The sequence below is a fragment of the Actinoalloteichus sp. AHMU CJ021 genome (genome assembly GCF_002895405.1).
GTDB classification, from domain to species: Bacteria; Actinomycetota; Actinomycetes; order Mycobacteriales; family Pseudonocardiaceae; genus Actinoalloteichus_B; species Actinoalloteichus_B caeruleus.
Genome location: NZ_CP025990.1, coordinates 4,980,218 through 4,999,449, shown reverse-complemented (window position 1 = coordinate 4,999,449; position 19,232 = coordinate 4,980,218). Strand labels below are relative to the sequence as shown.

The following is a 19,232-nucleotide window of genomic DNA, read 5'->3' as shown; positions in this document are numbered from 1 at the left end:
ATTATCTGCGGGTTCCGCCACACCCGGCGCGGAGCCCGCCAGGGCACGAAGCGAGGAGTACACGATGGCCAAGCGCAGGCCCACCGTGCGCGAACCGCGAGGGCAGCACGGCCCGGCGGGGGAGGACGCCGCCACCGACGGCGGCCAGCGGCGGGAGTTCTACCGGCGGATGGTGTTCATCCGCCGGTTCGAGGAGCGCGCGGCACGCGCGTACACCCAGGCCGAGATCGGCGGCTACTGCCACCTGAACCTCGGAGAGGAGGCGACCGTCGTGGGCCTGATGTCGGCCCTGGAACAGACGGACTACCTCTTCACCAACTACCGCGAGCACGGCTACGCCCTCGCTCGGGGCGTCGCGGCAGGGCGGGTGATGGCGGAGCTCTACGGCCGCCGCGACGGTGTCTCGAAGGGATGGGGCGGTTCGATGCACCTCTTCGACGGGAACGCCCGGCTGCTCGGGGGATACGGCATCGTCGGTGGACAGCTCCCCCTGGCCACCGGAGCGGCCCTCGCCATCGACTACCGGGGCGGCGACGAGGCCGTCGCCTGCGTCATGGGCGACGGAACGACCAACATCGGCGCGTTCCACGAATCCCTCAACATCGCGGCCCTGTGGAACCTGCCCGTCGTCTACGTCGTCGTGAACAACGGCCTCGGCATGGGCACCACGGTGGAGAAGGCCTCCGGCGAACCGGAACTCCACCGCAAGGCCGCCTCCTACCGGATGTCCTCGGCCCGCGTGGACGGCAACGACCCGGTCGCGGTGCGCGAGGCGATGCTCAGCGCCCTCGCGAGCGCCCGGTCCGGGCGGCCCTTCCTCCTGGAGGCGGTCAGCTCACGCCTGAAGGGGCACTCGGTCGTCGACCCCGCCAAGTACCGCACCCGTGAGGAGGTGGAGGCGCTCAGGACCAGCGATCCCGTCGCCGCCCTCGCGTTCCGACTGCGGGACGAGGGCGAATTGACCGACGAGGCGATCGCCGAGATCGACGCCGAGGCCACCAGCGCGGTCGCGGCCGCGGTCGCCTTCGCCGAGGCCAGTCCGGCGCCATCCGTGGACACGCTGTTCGACTACACCTACGCGACGCCGGTTCCCAACGACTCCCGGCGGCTACCGGGACAACCCCTGTTCGAACCAGCGCCCCTCCCGAGGATCGGAGCTGACCGGTGAGCATCATGACCTACCGCCAGGCGCTCCGCGACACCCTCCGCACCGAGATGCGCAGGGATCCGGACGTGCTGCTCCTCGGCGAGGAGATCGGTGTGTTCGAGGGCTCCTACAAGATCACGGCCGGGCTGCTCGCCGAGTTCGGCGAGAAGCGCGTGCGCGACACCCCCATCGCCGAGGAGGGGTTCACCGGGGCGGCCATCGGCGCCGCCATGCTCGGCCTCCGACCGGTCGTGGAGATCATGACGATCAACTTCTCGCTGCTCGCCCTCGACCAGATCGTGAACCACGCCGCCAAGATCTACGGCATGTTCGGCGGCCAGGCCCGGGTCCCGCTGGTCATCCGCACCCCGGGAGGTGGCGGCCAGCAACTCGGCGCCACCCACTCGCAGAACATCGAGCTGTACTACGCGTTCGTGCCGGGGATGAAGGTCGTCGCGCCCTCCAACCCCGCCGATGCCAAGTCCCTGCTGCTGGCGGCGATCCGCGACGACGACCCCGTCCTGTTCCTCGAGAACCTCGCCCTGTACAACGCGAAGGGCGAGGTGCCGGACGACGACACCCCCGGTGAGATCGGCCGAGCCGCCGTCACCCGCCCGGGCCGGGACATCACCGTCGTCGCCTACTCCCGGATGGCCGCCGTCGCCCTCACCGTCGCCGAGCGGATGGCCCAGACCGACGGCATCGACATCGAGGTCGTCGACCTGCGGAGCCTGCGCCCACTCGACCGGGAGACCGTGGTCGACTCCGTCCGCAGGACGCACTGCGCCGTCGTCCTCGAGGACGACTGGCTCACCTACGGCATCGGAGCGGAGATCGCGGCCACCATCTCCGACGGCGCCTTCGACTGGCTCGACGCTCCCGTCCGCCGGGTCGCCATGGCCGAAGTCCCGCTCCCCTACGCCAAGACCCTGGAAACGGCGGCCCTTCCCTCCGCCGACGACGTCACCACCGCCATCCGCCAGACGCTCGCCTCCGTCGGCCGTCGCGCGGGGAAGGACATCCCGTGATCGACATCCTCATGCCCCGCCTCTCCGACACGATGGAGGAAGGCGTCATCGTCGCCTGGCGCAAGAAGCCCGGCGAGGCGGTGGAGATCGGCGACGTCCTCGTCGAGATCGAGACCGACAAGGCCACCATGGAACACGAGGCCTACGAGGCGGGAACCCTCCACGAGATCCTCCTCCCGGAAGGCGAGACGGTGCGCATCGGCACCGTGATCGCCCGGATCGACGACGGCCGGGAACCCCTGGCGGGGACTCCTCCGCGGGACGGCACCAGCCAAGGGAAGCCCCCGGCACCCGCCACGAGCGAGCCGCCCATCCCCGAGAGCGGCCCCGCCCCCGCCACCGACCCGGCCCCCACCGAGGGCGGGGCGGCCACCTCCCCACCCGCGCGACGCCCGCTCGCCACGCCGCTCGTCCGGCGACTCGCCCGCGACAACGCCATCGACCTCAACGAGATCATCGGCAGCGGGCCGGGGGGTCGGATCATCCGAGCCGACCTCGACAGGGCGCTGGCCCGAGGCCCCGGGGCGACCGGGCACTCGGTTCCCGCCGCTAGCGGCGGTGCCACCACACCGAACGGCGGCGTTCCCACCGGAGCGACCTCGGTCCCCTTCGACACCACTCGGCAGGTCATCAGCAGGAGACTCACCGAGAGCAGCAGCTCGGTCCCGCACTTCTCCGTCACCGCCGTCGCCGACGTCGAGGAACTCCTCGCCCTGCGGGCGCGGATCAACGCCGAGCTCGACGACGCCGGCCAGGGGAAGGTCAGCCTCAACGACCTCATCGTCCGGGCCAGCGCCGTCGCCCTCCGGGAACACCCCGGGGTCAACGCCTCCTACTCCGAGGAGGGCCGAGGGGCCACCCTGCTGCACGAGCACGTCAACATCGGGATCGCGGTCGCCTCCGACCACGGCCTCGTGGTCCCGGTCATCGCCGACGCCGACCGCATGGCGGTCTCCCGCATCGCCGCCGAGTCCCGGCGGTTGGTGGGGCTGGCGAAGGACCGCAAGCTGAGCGGCGCGGACATGACCGGCGGCACGTTCACGATCAGCAACCTCGGCATGTACCAGGTGGAGAGCTTCACCGCCATCATCAACCCACCGGAGGGCGCGATCCTCGCCGTCGGAGCGGCCCTCCCCGAACCCGCGGCGGTCGAGGGCGCCGTCGCGGTGCGCCACCGCATCCGCTGCACGCTCTCGGCGGACCACCGCATCATCGACGGCGCTCTCGCCGCGCGGTTCCTGTCCACACTCACCAGCCTGCTCGAACACCCGCTGCGGATCATCGCCTGAGCCGACGCGGGGTGGGACCGCTCCTCCGGGCCGCGTCCCCCGGGATCGTGTCCCACCCCGCCACGTACCCGACCAGCGCGGGGCGTTCCCACCGCACCCGCCCCAGCGAGGAACACCGCGCCAGCCTCGGCGAGGAACCACCACGCCAGCGCACGGACCTCACCAGTGGGAAGTCGCGCGGAACCCCTGTTCGTCGTCCCTCGGTGCGCGGAGCGGTCAGCGCCGGCGGTGTGGCCGACCTGCCGCCGTCGGAGCCGTCGCGCGGCCGGTCCCACCACCGGCGTCAGCCCGCGTCCGACGCTTACCCCCTGCCGCCCGGTGCCGCCACGTCGTCCAACCGAGGGAATCGAACTCGCCGCTGACCGGCGTCCTCTCGTCGCGCACCCCCGGGACGGCTGGCGCTATCGGGCCGGGAGCCCCACCCCCCGGCACCCCGCCCCACGCGCGCGGGACACGGTTCCGCCCTGCCGGGTGGCCGACGATGCGGCAGATTCTCGACAGGGGCCCCGGGCCGCTCCGGCTGGGACACCCGACCTCGGCGGTGCGGGAGGGGGACGAGCATGGACCTGAACACGGTGACCGAGGTGCGCGACGCCCGGCAGCGGGGAGAATGGCGGCCCGGCGACGCGTGGCTGGCGGGTGGCACGTACCTGTTCTCCGAGCCCCAACCACACCTGCGCCGGCTCGTGGACCTCGCCCGCATGGACTGGCCGCCCGTGGCGATCCTGGCCGACGGCTCGTGGGAAATCGCGGCGACCTGCACGATCGCCGAGCTGTCCGCCTTCGCGGCGACCACGGGACCCGCGACCTCCGGGCTGGTCGAGCGGTGCTGCCGGGCGTTCCTGGCGTCGGTCAAGATCTGGAACACCGCCACGGTGGGCGGGAACCTGTGCCTGGCGCTGCCCGCCGGACCGATGATCTCCCTCACCGCCGCCCTCGGCGCGGTCTGCCGGCTCATCGCCACCGACGGCACCCGCCGCGCGCTCCCCGTCACCGACCTCATCACCGGGCCGGCCCGCACCGCCCTCACCGAGGGCGAGCTGCTGCGTTCGGTCACCATCCCAGCCCGGGCGTTGTCGGCCCGAACCGCGTTCCGGCGGGCGTCCCAGCACCAGCACGGCCGGTCCTCGGCCCTGCTGGTCGGAACCCTGGACGGGAGGCGGTTCTCGCTCACGGTCACCGCGTCGACCCCCCGCCCTGTGGTGCTCGAGTTCGCCGCTCCGCCCACGGCGGAGGCGCTGAGCACCGCGATCGACGGCGCCGTGGGCGGAAACTGGCTCGACGACGTGCACGGGATACCCGCCTGGCGGCGGCACCTCACCCTGCGACTCGCGGACGAGGTGCTGGCCGAACTGGGGGCAGCGCCGTGACCGTCGAGGTCAACAGCCGGTCCCTCGACGGCCCGACCCGACCGGGGCAGTGCCTGCGCACCTACCTGCGCGAGCGGGGCCTACTCGGGGTATCAAGTCCGGCGCCGTCGGCGACAGCCGGGTCAAGAACGGTAAGGGCTACCCGATCGGCACCGGGTGGAGCGGACGACTCGGGGGAGTGGCCCCGGAAGGGGACACCCTCTGGCGCACCCTGCTGCTCAACCTGGTGCTCCCCACCCGGGAGAACGACCTACCAGCCTGGGAGCACGGCCAGCGCGGCCCACTCGGGAAGGAGCGGGAGCCCACCGGCCCCGTCGACCTCTACACGTGGCAGAGCCGGCGCATCCGCCTGGTCGGAACCGGGGACCGCGTGACCAAGGTCCTCGTCTGCAACGGTGATCCACTCGGGCCGCAGAACCAGCACCGGCACGAGACGCACACGTCGTGGCGGCGCAGCGAGACCCAGGAGAAGAAGCTCAAGTCCAGCACCCCGGTGTACATGCCCTTGGAGCACAGCCCGGAACGGGTGATCTGGCGCGGGCTGACCGCGATGCTGCCGCAGACGGTTGCTCGGCGTCAGCTTCAAGAACGACACCGGTGACCTCCGGAACACCCCGGTCGCCGGGGTCGTCGAGGCGTTGCGTGCGCAGGGGTGCGCGGTGCGGCTCTTCGACCCGTTGGCCGACGCCGAGGAGGTGCGGGCCCGATTCGGGATCCGCCCGACCGCGACTCTCGAGGACGCCGTCGACGGCGCGCACTGCGTCGCGGTCCTCGCCGGCCACCGGCCGTTCCACGACCTCGACCTCGCGGTGCTGCGCGCGCGAGCCGCGCACCCGTGCCTGGTGTTCGACGGGCGCAGGTACTTCCCGAAGGCCGACATCGAGGAGATGCGCCGGTTGGGCCTGCGGTACCGGGGGATCGGGCGGTGACGATCCGACTGGCCGGCCCGTTCCCGGTGTCCCGCTGGTCCCGGCGCTGAGCTCTGAGCTCTGGCCCTGAGTGCTGAGTGCTGGCGGCTGTCCGTCGACCGGCGCGGAGGTGTCCCTCGCCGTCACCCACCGGGTCCGTGTCGCGCCGCGCTCCCCGGCGGGCCAGCCGCGCGACCGCGGTCCGCCGACCGCCCACCGTCGCCCCGGTGGTCCCTCGTGCCTCGGTCCCGGGACGCCCCCCCCGTCGTTCTGGGTTCCTCCGTCAGTCCCCCGTGGGCAGCCGCACCAGGACGGCGCGGGCGACGTCGGCGGCCCGTCCGCACGGATCCCTCCTTTCGATCTCGGTCACGCCGTCGTCGGCGTAGCGCGCGTTGTCGGACTGCACGACGAACTGCTGGTCGTGGGCGGTCCCCACGAAAACCTGGCAGTTCCTCGTCTGCTCGACGTGCTGCGCGGCGACGGCCGGGTAGCCCTCGATCGTGATCGGGGTGAACACGGCGTAGGCGTCGCGCCGGTCGTACACCTCGCCCAACCCGGTGCGCCCGATGTCCCGGTACACCGCCGCGTCGGTGGCGGTGACCCGGTTGCCAGGTAGCGCAGCAGCGCGGTCTCCGACCGGTGCGCCTCGAAGACCGGGTGGGTGAGGTAGCCGCTGGTACGGCGCAACGCGTCCGGGACCGCGTCCGGTGTCCGCCGGTCCAGGTCGTCGACGTCGGGGCGCTGGTCGGACGGCCCGGAGGCGTCCGACCCGAACGCTCGCCAGACGAGGTCGAGGTGGGCGCGGGTGGTGTCCTCCCCGCAGGACACGCCGACGTGGTCGGCGTCGACGAGCCGGAGGTTGACGCCCAGGTCGCGTGCGACGGCCACCACCCGCTCCGCGCGGCCCGGCACCTCCACGAGGACGGTGTCGAAGAAGTGGTCGTGGACCACGCGGAGCCCGGCCCGCCGCAGCCCCTCCGCCAGCACCACGGCCATCCGGTGCGTGCGCAGCGCGATGGTGCGAGCCGTCCCCGGCTCGGAGGAGCTGGCGGAGGCCCTGAGGGCGTCGGCGAGCCAGGCGTAGGGCACCTGGTCGGCCACCATGTCGACGAGTTCGTCGCTCGTGGGGTGCCCGTTGATGGTGGCCACCAGGTCCAGGTACCGGTCGTGGGGGCCGGTGAACGGCGACTCCCAGCGGGGATCGGCCTCGGCGTTCCTGGTGCCGTGCAGCTCCAGGGCAATCCGCAGCTGCCCCGCCGACTCCTGGCGGAAATCGGGGCAGTCCGGTTTGCCGCACACCCCGGAGAGCCAGGCCGAGTACCGGTCGGCGATGTCCCGGGCCCGGGACGAGTCCACCGGTATCCCGGGAACGCGGGGAGGGTGGGGGTGGTGGCCTCGGGGGCCACCACCCCCGGGGCCAGCCGCCCGCGCCGGAGCGCGTCGGGGGTGGTGGCTGGCGGGAGGGGGGAGACGGCGCCGGGGAACGCCGCTCCCTGCCGTCGTCCTCCGTGGTGGTGCGGGACGGGGGACGGCGGTGGTGGTGCGGCGGCGTGGTGTGCCGCCGTACCGGGCCGGCCCCGCCGGGGAGGGGGTGGGGCCGGTCGTGGGAGGGGGACAGCGTCGGGGGTCGCTGTCCCCGGCCGGGCGCGCCTCGGGGTTCCGGGCGGCGTGCCGGGCCTGTCCTGGGCGCGGGTGGCGAGGAGGACGCGGGCGGGGATGGATCGGCGTGGGGCGTTGGGGGTGGTGGCCGGTGGTGTGGGGTCGGGTCGGTGGCGGGCTTCGGTGCGTTCGACTTCCCAGCCAATGAGGACGGCGACCGTGACGAACAGGACCGCGATCCCGGCTACGACCACAGTGGACAGTAGTGGGGAGTGAACGATCTGCTGCACGAGTAGCCTCCCAGCGCAGATGGATTAGAAGACGGTAGGTGGATCGCGATCCACTATCCGGCTCCTGGTTCGCTGGGGTCAATCGCCTGATCGGGTGTGACGGACCGGCTACGATTCGCGCATGGTCAGACGGACACGGTCATCGCTCCGTTCACCCCGCGCCCGTGCTGTGGGACAGGCGATCCGACAGGCGCGGGAAGATGCCGGTATTGGGGTTCGGGAACTGGCCAGACGGCTCAGCGTTGGGCATGCGTGGGTCGGCCGTGTTGAACGCGCGGAGGTGCTGCTCACTCCCGACTTGGTGGCAGCGATAGCCGGCGCACTCGAGCTGGCTCCAGCCGACCGGGAGTCTCTAGTCGATCAGACACGGAACTTGGCCGCCGGGTCACCGTGGACGCCCTCCTCCGACTTGCCGGGGCAGCTCGCGACGCTGATCAGTTACGAGCAGGAGGCGATGCGAATAGCTGACGTCGCGACGGTGATCCCTGGCTTGCTCCAAACCCGTGCGTACGCACCATCTCGGTGACCTCGGGCTCGACGGCCACCGGGTCGGTGGCCACGGCCGCCAGCTTCCAGGCCAGCTGTTCCTCCTTGGGCAGGGGCTCGGCTGACGGGTAGGTGCGCACCACGTGGTCGATCATCACTCTCCCTGAGGTCCTTCGAGTGGGTCGCGGGCGTCGGCCGTTCGGCGCGGCCACCACCTCGCCGCCCGTCGGCGGAACGCGATCCGGATGGCCCGGACGTCCCTCCCGGTGGCCCGCCGGTGGCGGCCGGCCACCGGCGGGTTCCCGCTCTTCCTGTGAAGCTTGTGACGCCCTCACCGAAATCGTGGCACCGCGAACCGGCCGCTGCTACCTCTCCTGGCTGCCAGTCGGCGACGCCGGAGGCCCGGGCTTCCTTCTTCCTTGTGCTCGCCGTCGCTTCAGTTCCAACCGAATTCAAGCTTCGAGCGCTCCCGCGAAGCCGATGCCACCACCCCACGCGCTCAGCCACCCTCCGGCGCCCTCCCGCAGCGGTTCCCCGTCCCGGCACCAGCTCCCACCCACCCCTCGTCGAGCGCTGCGGAGAGGAGGAGGAACCGGCAGGATGAACGCCGAACCCTGGACCCCAGGATGCCGGAACGAGGTGCGGTGATGAGGCTTGACCTGACCGGCCGGACCGCGCTGGTCACGGGCTCCACGCAGGGCATCGGGGCCGCGATCGCCGTGGGCCTGGCGCAGGCCGGGGCGCGGGTCGCGGTCAACGGGCGGCGACCCGGGACGGTGGCCGAGGCGGCGGACCGGGTCCGAACCGAGGTACCCGGTGCCGACGTGGTGCCCGCTCCCGCTGACGTGACGGCACCGTCGAACACCTCGTGGTGAGCAACGGCCGCCTGCGCTGCGGCCCCCACGACGACGTCATCGACCTGGGCCCGGGCGACTACGCGAGCTTCCCCGGCGACGTGCCGCACCACTACCAGGCGCTGGAGCCCGGGACCAGCGCGGTGCTGATCATGGAACACGTCTGAGGGACCGGGAGCCGGCCCACCGCCTCCGACCGCGACGAGCCGTCGACGCGCGACCTGGCACCGCCACGGGCGGATCAGGTCGCGCCGACGACGTCACCAGCCGCGGCTGGCGTACCGCCGGTCCTCGGGCAGCTCACTGAGGTTGATGCCGACGATCGCCTCGCCCAGGCCACGCGAGACCTTGGCGACGACGTCCGCGTCGTCGTGGAAGGTGGTTCTTCCTCACCGGCTACCCGGAGGACCGTCCCCGCGACTGGTACCGCAACCTGCTGGCCGACCCCCGCCTCACCGTGCACCTCAAGGAGTCGGTGGTCGTCGACCTCCCGGCCACCGCCGTCGAGGTCACCGACGCCGTGGACCGCCGTCGTGTCCTGGACGACATCCTCGACCAGCTCAGCAGGCCCGACAACCCGCAGGGCCTGTCCGAGGAGCTCGACCGGGCGGGGTGGCAGGCGCGCAGCCCGCTCCTGGAGATCACCGGCCTCACGGGGTGAGCCGTCCCTGAGCTGGTGCGCCCGGCATCCGCCCGAGACGGGTGCCGGGCCGAAGCCGGAGGAGGGGGCAGCGGCGGGCGGCGGCGAGGCGAGGAGTGGCAGGACGCGCACAGGGGACCCACCCGCCCGGGGAGTCATTCGACACGGTTGACGGGTGACCAGGTCGAACGGTGTTCGACACGGAGCGCGGTCGAATGCGCCACGCGCATATCGCCCGACCGGCTGGTCGACACGCTGTTCACGGGAGTCGGAGCCGGCGGCGGCACGCCCCACCGGTCGGGCTGAGCCCGGCCACGAACACGTGGGAGCCCGGTCGCCCCGCGCCCGCCACCCGGCGGAGGACCCGGTCCCCGGTGGGGTGGCTGGGGTGGGACCGCCACCCGTCGCGACTCCCACCCGGCCGAGCCGGGACGTGCGCGGCGGCGACGCCCGGACGGGATCGGGGAGGGGACGACCTCGGGGAGACCGGGGTCGCCGTGTCGACCCCAACCCACGAACACGCGGCCCGAGGGGCCACCCCACGACAAGGGGCCCGAACCGTCACTCCTGGGTATGACCCAGGTCGGGTTCGACAGGCCCCCGGTGGTGTTGTCGTTGCTCATGCGGCGATTCTCCCTGCCGCACCACGAGGCTGATCACCCACGGCCATGGTGAGCGTGGACCCTCCCAAGCTCGGGGGAGGGCCGCTCTCGGGAGGCAGGGATGCCGTGCGGTCGTGCTCCCGGGGCTCGTGCCCCGACACGGAGCGGTCCCGGTCGTGGGGCGCCGCACTGGATGAGTTTCGCAACTATCCCTTGGAAGGACGTGGACAGCCGGGTGCGTCTTCGAAAGTGCGGCAGTGTCGGCGAGCGATGGAGGGGGAGCCGGAGGTCCGTTAGGTGACGGAGTGACTACGCTGAACACCAGCGCCTGTCCGGGCGAGGATCGAAACACGTAGGTGGCTACTGCTCAACGTGTGGCCCTGAGGAGACCGATTCCGGACCAGGTCCGGAATCGGTCCACGCCGCCGGGGCACCCGTGGCCGAGACCCGCGTTCCGAGTGGTTCACACCCTGCGGTAGGGGATTTCGTGCAGTCGTGGGGTTCGACCGAGATGCGGAGGTCGGAAGCGATCCTCCATCGAGGAGGGGTGGCGCGGGCAAGGAGAGCCAAGCTGGTCAGGATGCCCACCGTACCGAGCACGGGGAGCGACGTTGGCGGCGTCTGGATCAACATCACGCTGACCAATGCCACCAACGCGTGTGGTGCTGAGATGTTCACGTACGTGGCGAATGAATCGACTGCTCGGTTCATGAGGCGAACTCTATCCAACGGGAAACGAGGTGGTGCCCGAAATCGGTGCTCTCATTGGGTGGTGTCGTCTTCACCTGTCCGATGGATATTGAGTACCGGGGTGCTTCTGAGTTCGCCCGTCGGGTGAATTTTGTCATTCGACCTGGTTTCCTGCCTTCCGTGTGCGCCTTGGAAGGCGGAATTGTGCTACGAGCTCCAGGGCTCAAGTGGTTCCGGGTAGATCCGCTGTGGTGTCGCGGCGGAGTGTCGCGTGCCGGGAGTCGCGTCCGGGAACTCCCCGCCGCGCCCGGCCGCCGCTGAACGCGCGGCGCCGCATTCCGGATAACCCCCGCTCTCGCATGCTTCAGGGTGACTGAACAAGCGCGGTGGGGCGGGCCGTTCGTGCTCGTCGAAGCGCCGGAGCAGCAGCGCTGAGCTAGGGGAGCGAGCGCCTGTCTCGCCAAAGGCCCCTTCCGATCCCTGAACCCACCGAGCGCGTGGTATCAGGCGGGTGGGGACGGCGGGAGGGTCGCCTCCCGGTGTTCCCCGTCCCAAGGACGGCGGCCAGACGATCTCAGCCCGGAACGGTTCCGGGTTGACGCTCGGTTCGGGTGGCGGCGCACGGGCAGTGGCGACTACTGAAAGTAACGATAAGAAATAGGGATCCACCCGAATGGGTTTCCGGGTGTTCCCTGGTGCGCGGGGAAATCCGAAAACGCCCGTCCGTGCTTGCTCTGTTGGGGTGAAAGTGTCGCGATGCCTGTCTTTTCTGTCGGTCCCGAACTCTAAAGTCGCGCCGACCTCAACGAGAGCTGCCCCGACAGGAAATTCGTGATGAATCAACTATGGGCGCACATGGCGTCCCCGCCGGGCGTGCCGGCCGGGTGGGAGCCGATGCGGGCCCAGTCGGCGTGCTTGAAGCTGACCCGACCCACATAGCTGACGTCCAGCTCGACCTCGGGTTCCCAGGACCACAACCGCACCCGCGCCCACGCCGGGACGCGTCGGCGGCGGCGTTTCAGCGTGGTCGGCGGAGGAACGAAGTCCCGCACCCGCCACCGCCGGGCCAGGTCCCGCATCTCGGCGATCGTGTGAGTGGAGAGGTCGTCGAACTCGGCGTAGTGCCGCACCACCGCGCCGCAGAGCACCGTCCGCCGGTGGTCGAAGGTACCCACCAGGTAGCGCAGGCCGGGGGCGACGAGGGGACCGTGGCCGGTGTCGAGGTCGACGTGACCGTAGAGGCGGCCCACGATCGGGGACCGCACCGCGCACCGGGTGATCCATCGCCGAACCCCGCGCTCACCCCGCCCACGTGGTCGACCCCTACCCACCCGACACCGCGAGGAAGCCGAACCCGGCACCACGAAGCCGACTAGCGCCGGGCCGGGCCGGGGGCGCAACCCTCGGACACCGGCGGCCGACGCGCACCCCGGGCGCCTACCGACCGACGGCCTCAGCCGGGCTCCGCCACGGGGGGCAGACCGGTCGTGACCTCCCGCGCGGGCCGGCGGGGCGTGGGCAGCGCCGGGTAGCCGTACCCGATCCGCAGCACGGTCTGTGGGTGCCCCTGCGAGCCGACCAACCGGTCCAGCTCCCGTTTGACCGAGGGCACCTCCATCGGCTGGGAGACGAAGGAGGTGCTCAACCCGGCCGCTGTCGCGGCCAACAGCACCCGCTGCATGACGTGGCCCCCCACGAGCTGGGCGTGCTGGTCGTCCTCGTTGGTCAGCACCACACCCAGTAGCGGGACCTGCTCGTAGGGGCGCGGGGGCCGGCGACCGCGACCATAGCGCCGGAGAGTGACCAGACCCTCCTCCAGGGGCGGCGGGCCGCTCGAACGGGCCGGCACTCCGTCCCTGACACTGGCCACCCCCGTCGTCCAGCACCGCAGCTCCGCCATGAACGCGTCATCGTCGCGCTGCGCCGCCTCGGCGCTCCTGATCAACCGGGCGAGGTCGGCGAACCGCGTCGGCTCGTCGAGGAAGTCCAGCAGACCGCTCTCCAACTGGGCTGCCCTGCGCAGCCCGTGCCGCAGCGGCTCAGGTGGCTGCTCCTCGGCGAAGGGCCGTCGGTTGGTATGCCGACGGGGAATCGCCGACGCCAGCGTCCGTTCCTCCCCAGTGGGGCGGTGTGTGCCCGCGAGCCTGACCACTCCGAGCAGGTCCGGGACATTCCGGTCGGGCAGCAGCTCGGTGGCGGCCGCGATGCCCCGTGCTCGCGCCTCCAACCGCAGGTTGAACAGGGCCGCCCCGCAGGCCAGCCGCGCCTCCCTGCCGTCCGGGTCGGCCACCCCGAGCAGCCGGGTGCGGTCCAGGTGCAGCGCGATGCCGTCTCCGCGCGCCTCGAACCGCCATGGTTGCGTGTTGTGGGGTGATGGTGCCCGCGTCGCGGCCGTGACCAGGACCTCGGCGAGAGCCTTCACCTCGTCCGCGTCCCGGATCCGCTCCGACGTGCCGGTGGCCGTCGTCGTTCTCGTCGTGCTCATCAGTCTGTCCTCGCGCCCAGCCCACGCGGTGGTCGGACACCGCCCTTGTGCACATCCTCTGCTGGCCGGCCTCCCCGAGACAGGGACCCGTGGTCCGGTCCCGGCGGGTCCTAGGGCCCGAGACGGACACGAGCCGGGAGAGGGGCGGCTGGCCGTCCGCTCCCCACCGGGGCGCCGGTCGTATCATCGCCGGAAGGCCGGTGCCGAGGTGCGGGCCCCGGACTCCACCGGGGGCTGGTGCCTGCATCGCTCCGTCGGTGCGTGCGCGGGCCCCACCACGTCCCACACCCATGGGGGCGGGCGCACCTCGGCGTCGTCGCGGGTCTTCCCGGTCGGGCCGTCGACGGTGGCGGCGGGTGTCAACGGTGCGGGCGGCGGGTTGTGGCCTGCTTCGTCGCGTAGACGGCGGCCTCGGTCCGGCGGGCGAACCCCAGCTTGTGCAGCAACGACGACACGTAGTTCTTCACCACCCGGGACGCACTGGAGGTGCTGCGCAGGGTCTTCGGGTACGACTCGTTCCGGGACGGGCAGCGGGAGATCGTCGAGCACGTGGTCGACGGCGGTGACGCGCTGGTGCTGATGCCCACCGGCGGGGGGAAGTCGCTGTGCTACCAGATCCCGGCGTTGGTCCGGGACGGCGTGGGTGTCGTGGTGTCCCCGTTGATCGCGTTGATGCAGGACCAGGTGGACGCGTTGACCGCGTTGGGGGTGCGCGCCGGTTTCCTGAACTCCACGCAGGAGCCCGAGGAGCGGGAGCGGGTGGAGGAGGCGTTCGTCGACGGGCGGATCGACGTGCTCTACCTGGCGCCGGAGCGGTTGCGGTTGGAGTCGACGGTGCGGTTGTTGGACCGGGGGACGATCTCGCTGTTCGCGATCGACGAGGCGCACTGCGTCGCGCAGTGGGGCCACGACTTCCGCCCGGACTACCTGCTGCTCTCCCACCTGCACCAGCGGTGGCCGGACGTGCCGCGGATCGCGTTGACCGCGACGGCCACCGAGGCGACCAGGGCGGAGATCGTGTCCCGGTTGGACCTGGGTGGGGCGCGGCAGTTCGTCGCGAGCTCTCCCACCTGCACGAGCGGTGGCCGGAGGTGCCCCGGATCGCGTTGACGGCGACGGCCACCGAGGCGACCAGGGCCGAGATCGTGTCCCGGTTGGACCTGGGTGGGGCGCGGCAGTTCGTGGCGAGTTTCGACCGGCCGAACATCCAGTACCGCATCGTGCCGAAGAACGACCCGAAGCGGCAGTTGCTGCGGTTGTTGCGCGCCGAGCACGCCGGCGAGGCGGGCATCGTCTACTGCCTGTCCCGGGCCTCGGTCGAACGCACCGCCGAGTTCCTCGTCGCCAACGACATCCCCGCGGTGCCCTACCACGCGGGTCTGGACGGTCGGACCAGGGCGGCGAACCAGGCGCGGTTCCTGCGGGAGGACGGGCTGGTGGTGGTGGCGACGATCGCGTTCGGGATGGGCATCGACAAGCCCGACGTGCGTTTCGTGGCGCACCTGGACCTGCCGAAGTCGGTGGAGGGCTACTACCAGGAGACCGGGCGGGCCGGGCGGGACGGGCTTCATCCAGCACGACCACGACACGCTGTCGGTGTTCGGGATCGGCACCGAGCTGTCGGAGGCGGAGTGGCGGGCGGTGGCCCGGCAGTTGTTGGCGCAGGGGCTGCTGGCGGTCCAGGGCGAGCACGGGGTGCTGGGGCTGACCGAGGCCAGTGGTGCGGTGTTGCGTCGGGAGCGGGAGGTGCCGCTGCGCCGCGACGCGGTGCGAAGCTCCGAGGGCGGGTCGACGCGGACGGCGAAGCGGTCGGGGAGCGCCCCGGTGGACCTGCCTGCGGAGGCGGTGCCGGTGTTCGAGCGGCTGCGGGCGTGGCGGTCGGCCACCGCGAAGGAGCAGGGCGTGCCCGCGTACGTGATCTTCCACGACGCGACGTTGCGCCAGATCGCGGCGGAGTCACCGTCGACGCTCACCGCGTTGGGCGGGATCAGCGGGGTGGGTGAGAACAAGCTCGCGAAGTACGGGCAGGCCGTGTTGGACGCGTTGGCGTCCTGACCGGCCGCCCATGACGACCGCGGAGGCGGGCGGTCACCCCGACAGCACCCCTGCCGCCCGCCTCCGGGCCGTCCGACCGCCTGAGTCCGCCGGACTCAAGCGAGGTTCTTCTCGAGGCACTCCAGGTAGCGGTTGATCGGGTGGTCGCGCAGCGCGTCCGCGCCCGGGGAGAGCGGGTGCGACCCGTCGCGCCCGACACGTGGAGACCGCGTGCTCATCGCGCTGCTCAGAGTCCACTTACGGCCCTACACCGGCAGACTCGGTCTGCTCGTGCTGCTCCAGCTCGTCCAGACCGTCGCCACCCTCTACCTGCCCACGCTGAACGCGGACATCATCGACAACGGCGTCATCCCCGGTGACCAGGGCCGCATCCTCACCGTCGGCGCCGTGATGATCGGCGCCACGATGCTCCAGGTCGCCTGCGCGGCCGGAGCCGTCTACCTCGGCGCCCACACCGCCATGTCGGTGGGCCGGGACATCCGTGCCGCCGTGTTCCACCGCACGCAGTCCTTCTCCAACCGCGAACTCGGCGAGTTCGGCGCCCCCTCGCTGATCACCCGCACCACCAACGACGTCCAACAGGTCCAGATGCTGGTCCTGATGACCTGCACGCTGATGGTCACCGCCCCCATCATGTGCGTCGGCGGCATCGTCCTCGCCCTCAACCAGGACGTCCCGCTCTCCGGCCTGCTGCTGGCACTCGTGCCGGCGCTCGGCCTGGTCGTCGTCACCCTGGCCTCCCGGCTGCGTCCCCTCTTCCGCACGATGCAGGAGCGGATCGACGGCGTGAACCGGGTCCTGCGGGAACAGATCAACGGACTCCAGGTCATCCGCGCCTTCGGCCGCGACGACCACGAACGGGAGCGGTTCCGGACCGCCAACACCGCCCTCACCGACACCGCGCTGCGCATCGGCCGGCTGATGGCCGTGATGTTCCCGCTGGTGATGTTCGTCGTGAACGTCGCCACCGTCGCCGTGACCTGGATCGGCGCCGGCCGGATCGACAGCGGCGCGATGCAGGTCGGCGCGCTGGTGGCGTTCCTCAGCTACCTCATGCAGATCCTGATGGCGGTCATGATGGCGACCTTCATGTTCATGATGGTGCCGCGCGCCGAGGTCTGCGCCGACCGCATCCAGGAGGTCCTCACCACCACGGGCACCGTACGACCGCCGGCCCACCCGGTGCGGGAGCTCCCGGGGACCGGCGGCCTGGAACTGCGGGACGTCGAGTTCCGCTACCCCGGCGCGGAGGACCCGGTGCTCCGCGAGGTCAGCTTCCTCGCCAGGCCCGGGCAGACGACGGCGGTGATCGGCAGCACCGGCAGCGGCAAGAGCACCCTGCTGAGCCTCGTCCCCCGCCTGGCCGACGTCACCGCCGGCGCGGTGCTCGTCGACGGCACCGACGTGCGCGACCTGGACCCGGCGCTGCTGGCCCGCACCGTCTCGGTCGTCCCCCAACGCCCGTACCTGTTCTCCGGGACCATCGCCAGCAACCTCCGGTACGGCAACCCGGACGCCACCGACGAGGAGCTGTGGCGGGCGCTGGAGATCGCGCAGGCCGCCGACTTCGTGCGTTCCCGCCCCGAAGGGCTGGAGGCCCCGGTCTCCCAGGGCGGGACGAACGTCTCCGGAGGTCAGCGGCAACGCCTGGCCATCGCGCGTGCCGTGGTCCAACGCCCCGCCGTCTACCTGTTCGACGACTCCTTCTCCGCCCTCGACTACGCCACCGACGCCAGGGTCCGGGCAGCCCTCTCCCAGGAGACCAGCGACCGGACCGTCGTCATCGTCGCCCAGCGGGTGAGCACCATCCGCGACGCCGACAGGATCCTGGTGCTGGACGCCGGCCGAGTCGTCGGCTCGGGCACCCACACCGAACTGATGGCGGACAACGACGTCTACCGGGAGATCGTGCTCTCCCAGCTGACCGAGGAGGAGGCCGCGTGAGCGCCCGAACCACCACCGAGGCCAGGCCAGCACCGGCGAGCGCCGGCCGGCCACCGAACGAGAAGTCCAGCGACTTCCTCGGCTCCGGACGCCGGGTGCTCGGACTGCTGGCCCGGGAACGCGTGGCGATGGTCGTGGTCCTCGTGCTGGCCCTAGCCAGCGTGGGGCTCAGCGTCGCCGGGCCCCGCATCCTCGGGTACGCCACCGACCTCGTCGTCGAGGGCACCTTCGGGCCGGCGGCGGCCGGCATCGACTTCGGGGCCCTCGGAACCGTCCTGCTGTGGGTTCTGGGCGTGTACCTGGCATCCGCCGTGTTCGGGATCGTGCAGGGCCGCCTCACCAACGGCGCGGTCCAGCGCACCGCCGGCCGGCTGCGCCGCGACGCCCAGGCCAAACTCGCGCGGCTGCCGCTGCGGCACTTCAACGGCCAGTCGCGGGGCGAGGTCCTCAGCCGCGTCACCAACGACATCGACAACGTCGCCCAGTCCCTCCAGCAGGTGCTCTCCCAGGTCATCGTCTCCCTGCTGACCCTGGTGGCGGTGCTGGCGATGATGTTCTCCATCTCCTGGCTGCTGGCGCTGATCGCCCTGGTCAGCATCCCGGCGGCGGTGCTGGTGACCGCCCTCATCGGCAAGCGGGCCCAGCCCGAGTTCGCCGAGCAGTGGAAGAGCACCGGCGAGCTCAACGGCCACGTCGAGGAGATGTACACCGGCCACGCGCTGGTGCGCGCCTTCGGCCGCCAGCGGGAGGCCGCCGAGGTCTTCGCCGAACGCAACGAACGGCTGTTCCGGTCGAGCTTCCGCGCCCAGTTCATCTCCGGCCTGATCCAACCGAGCATGATGTTCGTGTCGAACCTGAACTACGTGCTGGTGGCGGTCGTCGGTGGCCTGCGGGTCACCTCCGGCCAGCTCACCATCGGCGACGTGCAGGCCTTCGTGCAGTACTCCCGCCAGTTCACCCAGCCGCTCACCCAGGTCGCGAGCATGGCGAACCTGGTGCAGTCCGGGGTGGCCTCCGCCGAACGCGTCTTCGACTTCCTCGACGCCGAGGAGGAGGAACCGGACCCCGCCGAACCGCGCCGAGTCCCGACCGTGCGGGGCCGCGTCGAGTTCGAGCACGTCTCCTTCCGCTACGACCCGGACAAGCCGCTGATCGAGGACCTGTCCCTGGTCGCCGAACCCGGCCAGACGATCGCGATCGTCGGCCCCACCGGGGCCGGCAAGAGCACCCTGGTGAACCTGCTGATGCGCTTCTACGAGGTCACCGGCGGCCGGATCACCCTCGACGGGGTCGACACGGCGGAGATGACGCGGGCCGACGTGCGGGCCACCACCGGGATGGTCCTCCAGGACACCTGGCTGTTCGGCGGCACGATCGCGGAGAACATCGCCTACGGCGCGAAGGACGCCACCCGGGAACAGGTCGTCGCGGCGGCGAAGACCGCCCACGTCGACCACTTCGCCCGCACCCTGCCCGAGGGCTACGACACCGTGGTCGACGAGGAGGGCGGCGGGGTCAGCGCCGGTGAGAAACAGCTGATCACCATCGCCAGGGCGTTCCTGGCCAACCCGTCGATCCTGGTCCTCGACGAGGCGACCAGCTCGGTGGACACGCGCACCGAGGTGTTGATCCAGCGGGCGATGGCCGAGCTGCGCAGCGGTCGGACCGCCTTCGTCATCGCCCACCGCCTCTCCACGATCCGGGACGCCGACCGGATCGTGGTGATGGAGGAGGGCGCCATCGTCGAACAGGGCACCCACGACGAACTCCTCGCTAGTGGTCGCCCACCTCTCCCCCATCGCTCGTTCGATACCATCCGCGCATGAGCACTTCCTGAGGACACGG

Annotated in this window: 16 protein-coding genes and 5 pseudogenes; 13 read left to right on the top strand and 8 right to left on the bottom strand. The window is 71.6% G+C overall.

Translation table 11 applies throughout. The features are described 5' to 3' along the window. Positions 1 to 64 precede the first annotated feature (64 nt). The 6 genes from pdhA to C1701_RS21245 all read left to right on the top strand — a co-directional run bounded on the left by pdhA (position 65) and on the right by C1701_RS21245 (position 5,763). Positions 65 to 1,168 (top strand): pyruvate dehydrogenase (acetyl-transferring) E1 component subunit alpha, encoded by a 1,104-nt coding sequence (pdhA, locus tag C1701_RS21270; RefSeq protein ID WP_026418149.1) that lies wholly within the window; start codon positions 65 to 67, stop codon positions 1,166 to 1,168. Then, positions 1,165 to 2,175, top strand: a complete 1,011-nt coding sequence (locus C1701_RS21265; RefSeq protein WP_026418148.1) for an alpha-ketoacid dehydrogenase subunit beta — start codon at positions 1,165 to 1,167, stop codon at positions 2,173 to 2,175. The genes pdhA and C1701_RS21265 overlap by 4 nt, the downstream gene beginning before the upstream one ends. Further along, positions 2,172 to 3,464 carry a dihydrolipoamide acetyltransferase family protein gene (locus tag C1701_RS21260; RefSeq protein ID WP_103056495.1) on the top strand — a complete coding sequence of 431 codons (1,293 nt, stop codon included), beginning with the start codon at positions 2,172 to 2,174 and terminating at the stop codon, positions 3,462 to 3,464. The genes C1701_RS21265 and C1701_RS21260 overlap by 4 nt, the downstream gene beginning before the upstream one ends. Positions 3,465 to 4,024: 560 nt before the next feature. Next, the gene (locus tag C1701_RS21255; RefSeq protein ID WP_026418146.1) at positions 4,025 to 4,834 is read left to right on the top strand and encodes an FAD binding domain-containing protein; all 810 of its coding nucleotides are present in this window, start codon (positions 4,025 to 4,027) and stop codon (positions 4,832 to 4,834) included. A gap of 49 nt (positions 4,835 to 4,883) precedes the next feature. Next, positions 4,884 to 5,435, top strand: coding sequence for a type I-E CRISPR-associated protein Cse1/CasA (locus C1701_RS21250; RefSeq protein ID WP_337661868.1), 552 nt, complete (start codon positions 4,884 to 4,886; stop codon positions 5,433 to 5,435). Continuing rightward, positions 5,401 to 5,763, top strand: a complete 363-nt coding sequence (locus tag C1701_RS21245) for a UDP binding domain-containing protein (RefSeq protein ID WP_103056494.1) — start codon at positions 5,401 to 5,403, stop codon at positions 5,761 to 5,763. The genes C1701_RS21250 and C1701_RS21245 overlap by 35 nt, the downstream gene beginning before the upstream one ends. A gap of 262 nt (positions 5,764 to 6,025) precedes the next feature. On the opposite strand, the gene C1701_RS28235 is transcribed toward C1701_RS21245, so the two are convergent. Both C1701_RS28235 and C1701_RS21235 read right to left on the bottom strand, forming a co-directional pair. Continuing rightward, positions 6,026 to 6,259 (bottom strand): DUF3558 family protein, encoded by a 234-nt coding sequence (locus C1701_RS28235; RefSeq protein ID WP_443098128.1) that lies wholly within the window; start codon positions 6,257 to 6,259, stop codon positions 6,026 to 6,028. A 92-nt stretch (positions 6,260 to 6,351) separates the two neighbouring features. Beyond that, positions 6,352 to 6,777 (bottom strand): annotated as a pseudogene (locus tag C1701_RS21235) (glycine dehydrogenase (aminomethyl-transferring)); the annotation flags it as partial. Positions 6,778 to 7,752: 975 nt separating this feature from the next. Between C1701_RS21235 and C1701_RS28230 the strand changes: the two are divergent. Beyond that, positions 7,753 to 8,157, top strand: a complete 405-nt coding sequence (locus C1701_RS28230) for a helix-turn-helix domain-containing protein (protein ID WP_103056492.1) — start codon at positions 7,753 to 7,755, stop codon at positions 8,155 to 8,157. On the opposite strand, the gene C1701_RS21220 is transcribed toward C1701_RS28230, so the two are convergent. After that, a complete protein-coding gene (locus C1701_RS21220) occupies positions 8,066 to 8,275 on the bottom strand; it encodes a hypothetical protein (protein ID WP_337661867.1) in 210 nt (69 codons plus the stop codon). The genes C1701_RS28230 and C1701_RS21220 overlap by 92 nt on opposite strands. Positions 8,276 to 8,764: 489 nt before the next feature. Here C1701_RS21220 and C1701_RS21215 point away from each other — a divergent pair. Next, a pseudogene (locus tag C1701_RS21215) lies at positions 8,765 to 8,968 on the top strand (SDR family NAD(P)-dependent oxidoreductase); the annotation flags it as partial. A 20-nt stretch (positions 8,969 to 8,988) separates the two neighbouring features. After that, complete coding sequence (locus tag C1701_RS21210; protein ID WP_337661866.1) at positions 8,989 to 9,138, top strand: hypothetical protein; 150 nt, start codon at positions 8,989 to 8,991, stop codon at positions 9,136 to 9,138. A 93-nt stretch (positions 9,139 to 9,231) separates the two neighbouring features. On the opposite strand, the pseudogene C1701_RS21205 reads toward C1701_RS21210, so the two are convergent. Continuing rightward, positions 9,232 to 9,354: pseudogene (locus tag C1701_RS21205) on the bottom strand (pyridoxal 5'-phosphate synthase lyase subunit PdxS); the annotation flags it as partial. A 92-nt stretch (positions 9,355 to 9,446) separates the two neighbouring features. Between C1701_RS21205 and C1701_RS21200 the strand changes: the two are divergent. Beyond that, positions 9,447 to 9,632, top strand: coding sequence for a hypothetical protein (locus C1701_RS21200; RefSeq protein ID WP_337661865.1), 186 nt, complete (start codon positions 9,447 to 9,449; stop codon positions 9,630 to 9,632). 2,110 nt (positions 9,633 to 11,742) lie between these two features. Here the strand turns inward: C1701_RS21200 and C1701_RS21195 are convergent. From C1701_RS21195 to C1701_RS21180, 3 genes and pseudogenes are all read right to left on the bottom strand, one after another. Then, a complete protein-coding gene (locus C1701_RS21195) occupies positions 11,743 to 12,168 on the bottom strand; it encodes a hypothetical protein (RefSeq protein ID WP_103056489.1) in 426 nt (141 codons plus the stop codon). 188 nt (positions 12,169 to 12,356) lie between these two features. After that, on the bottom strand, positions 12,357 to 13,388 hold the full coding sequence (locus tag C1701_RS21190) for an Acg family FMN-binding oxidoreductase (RefSeq protein ID WP_026420514.1): 1,032 nt from the start codon (positions 13,386 to 13,388) through the stop codon (positions 12,357 to 12,359). A 359-nt stretch (positions 13,389 to 13,747) separates the two neighbouring features. Next, positions 13,748 to 13,867, bottom strand: a pseudogene (locus C1701_RS21180) (DNA-binding response regulator); the annotation flags it as partial. A gap of 1 nt (position 13,868) precedes the next feature. Here C1701_RS21180 and C1701_RS28225 point away from each other — a divergent pair. Continuing rightward, positions 13,869 to 15,443, top strand: a pseudogene (locus C1701_RS28225) (RecQ family ATP-dependent DNA helicase). Positions 15,444 to 15,538: 95 nt separating this feature from the next. On the opposite strand, the gene C1701_RS27750 reads toward C1701_RS28225, so the two are convergent. Further along, positions 15,539 to 15,661, bottom strand: coding sequence for a hypothetical protein (locus tag C1701_RS27750; protein ID WP_337661863.1), 123 nt, complete (start codon positions 15,659 to 15,661; stop codon positions 15,539 to 15,541). Between C1701_RS27750 and C1701_RS21165 the strand changes: the two genes are divergently transcribed. After that, a complete protein-coding gene (locus C1701_RS21165; protein WP_016700133.1) occupies positions 15,654 to 17,387 on the top strand; it encodes an ABC transporter ATP-binding protein in 1,734 nt (577 codons plus the stop codon). The genes C1701_RS27750 and C1701_RS21165 overlap by 8 nt on opposite strands. Continuing rightward, entirely contained in the window at positions 17,384 to 19,213 is a 1,830-nt protein-coding gene (locus C1701_RS21160) for an ABC transporter ATP-binding protein (protein ID WP_103056487.1), read from the top strand. The genes C1701_RS21165 and C1701_RS21160 overlap by 4 nt, the downstream gene beginning before the upstream one ends. The last annotated feature ends 19 nt before the right edge of the window (positions 19,214 to 19,232 follow it).

What these genes read in the sequence shown, in the direction of transcription:
- pdhA (WP_026418149.1), top strand. Translation starts at nt 65, where the DNA reads ATGGCCAAGCGCAGGCCCACCGTGCGCGAACCGCGAGGGCAGCACGGC.
- C1701_RS21255 (WP_026418146.1), top strand. Translation starts at nt 4,025, where the DNA reads ATGGACCTGAACACGGTGACCGAGGTGCGCGACGCCCGGCAGCGGGGA.
- C1701_RS28230 (WP_103056492.1), top strand. Translation starts at nt 7,753, where the DNA reads ATGGTCAGACGGACACGGTCATCGCTCCGTTCACCCCGCGCCCGTGCT.
- C1701_RS21190 (WP_026420514.1), bottom strand. Translation starts at nt 13,388, where the DNA reads ATGAGCACGACGAGAACGACGACGGCCACCGGCACGTCGGAGCGGATC.
- C1701_RS27750 (WP_337661863.1), bottom strand. Translation starts at nt 15,661, where the DNA reads ATGAGCACGCGGTCTCCACGTGTCGGGCGCGACGGGTCGCACCCGCTC.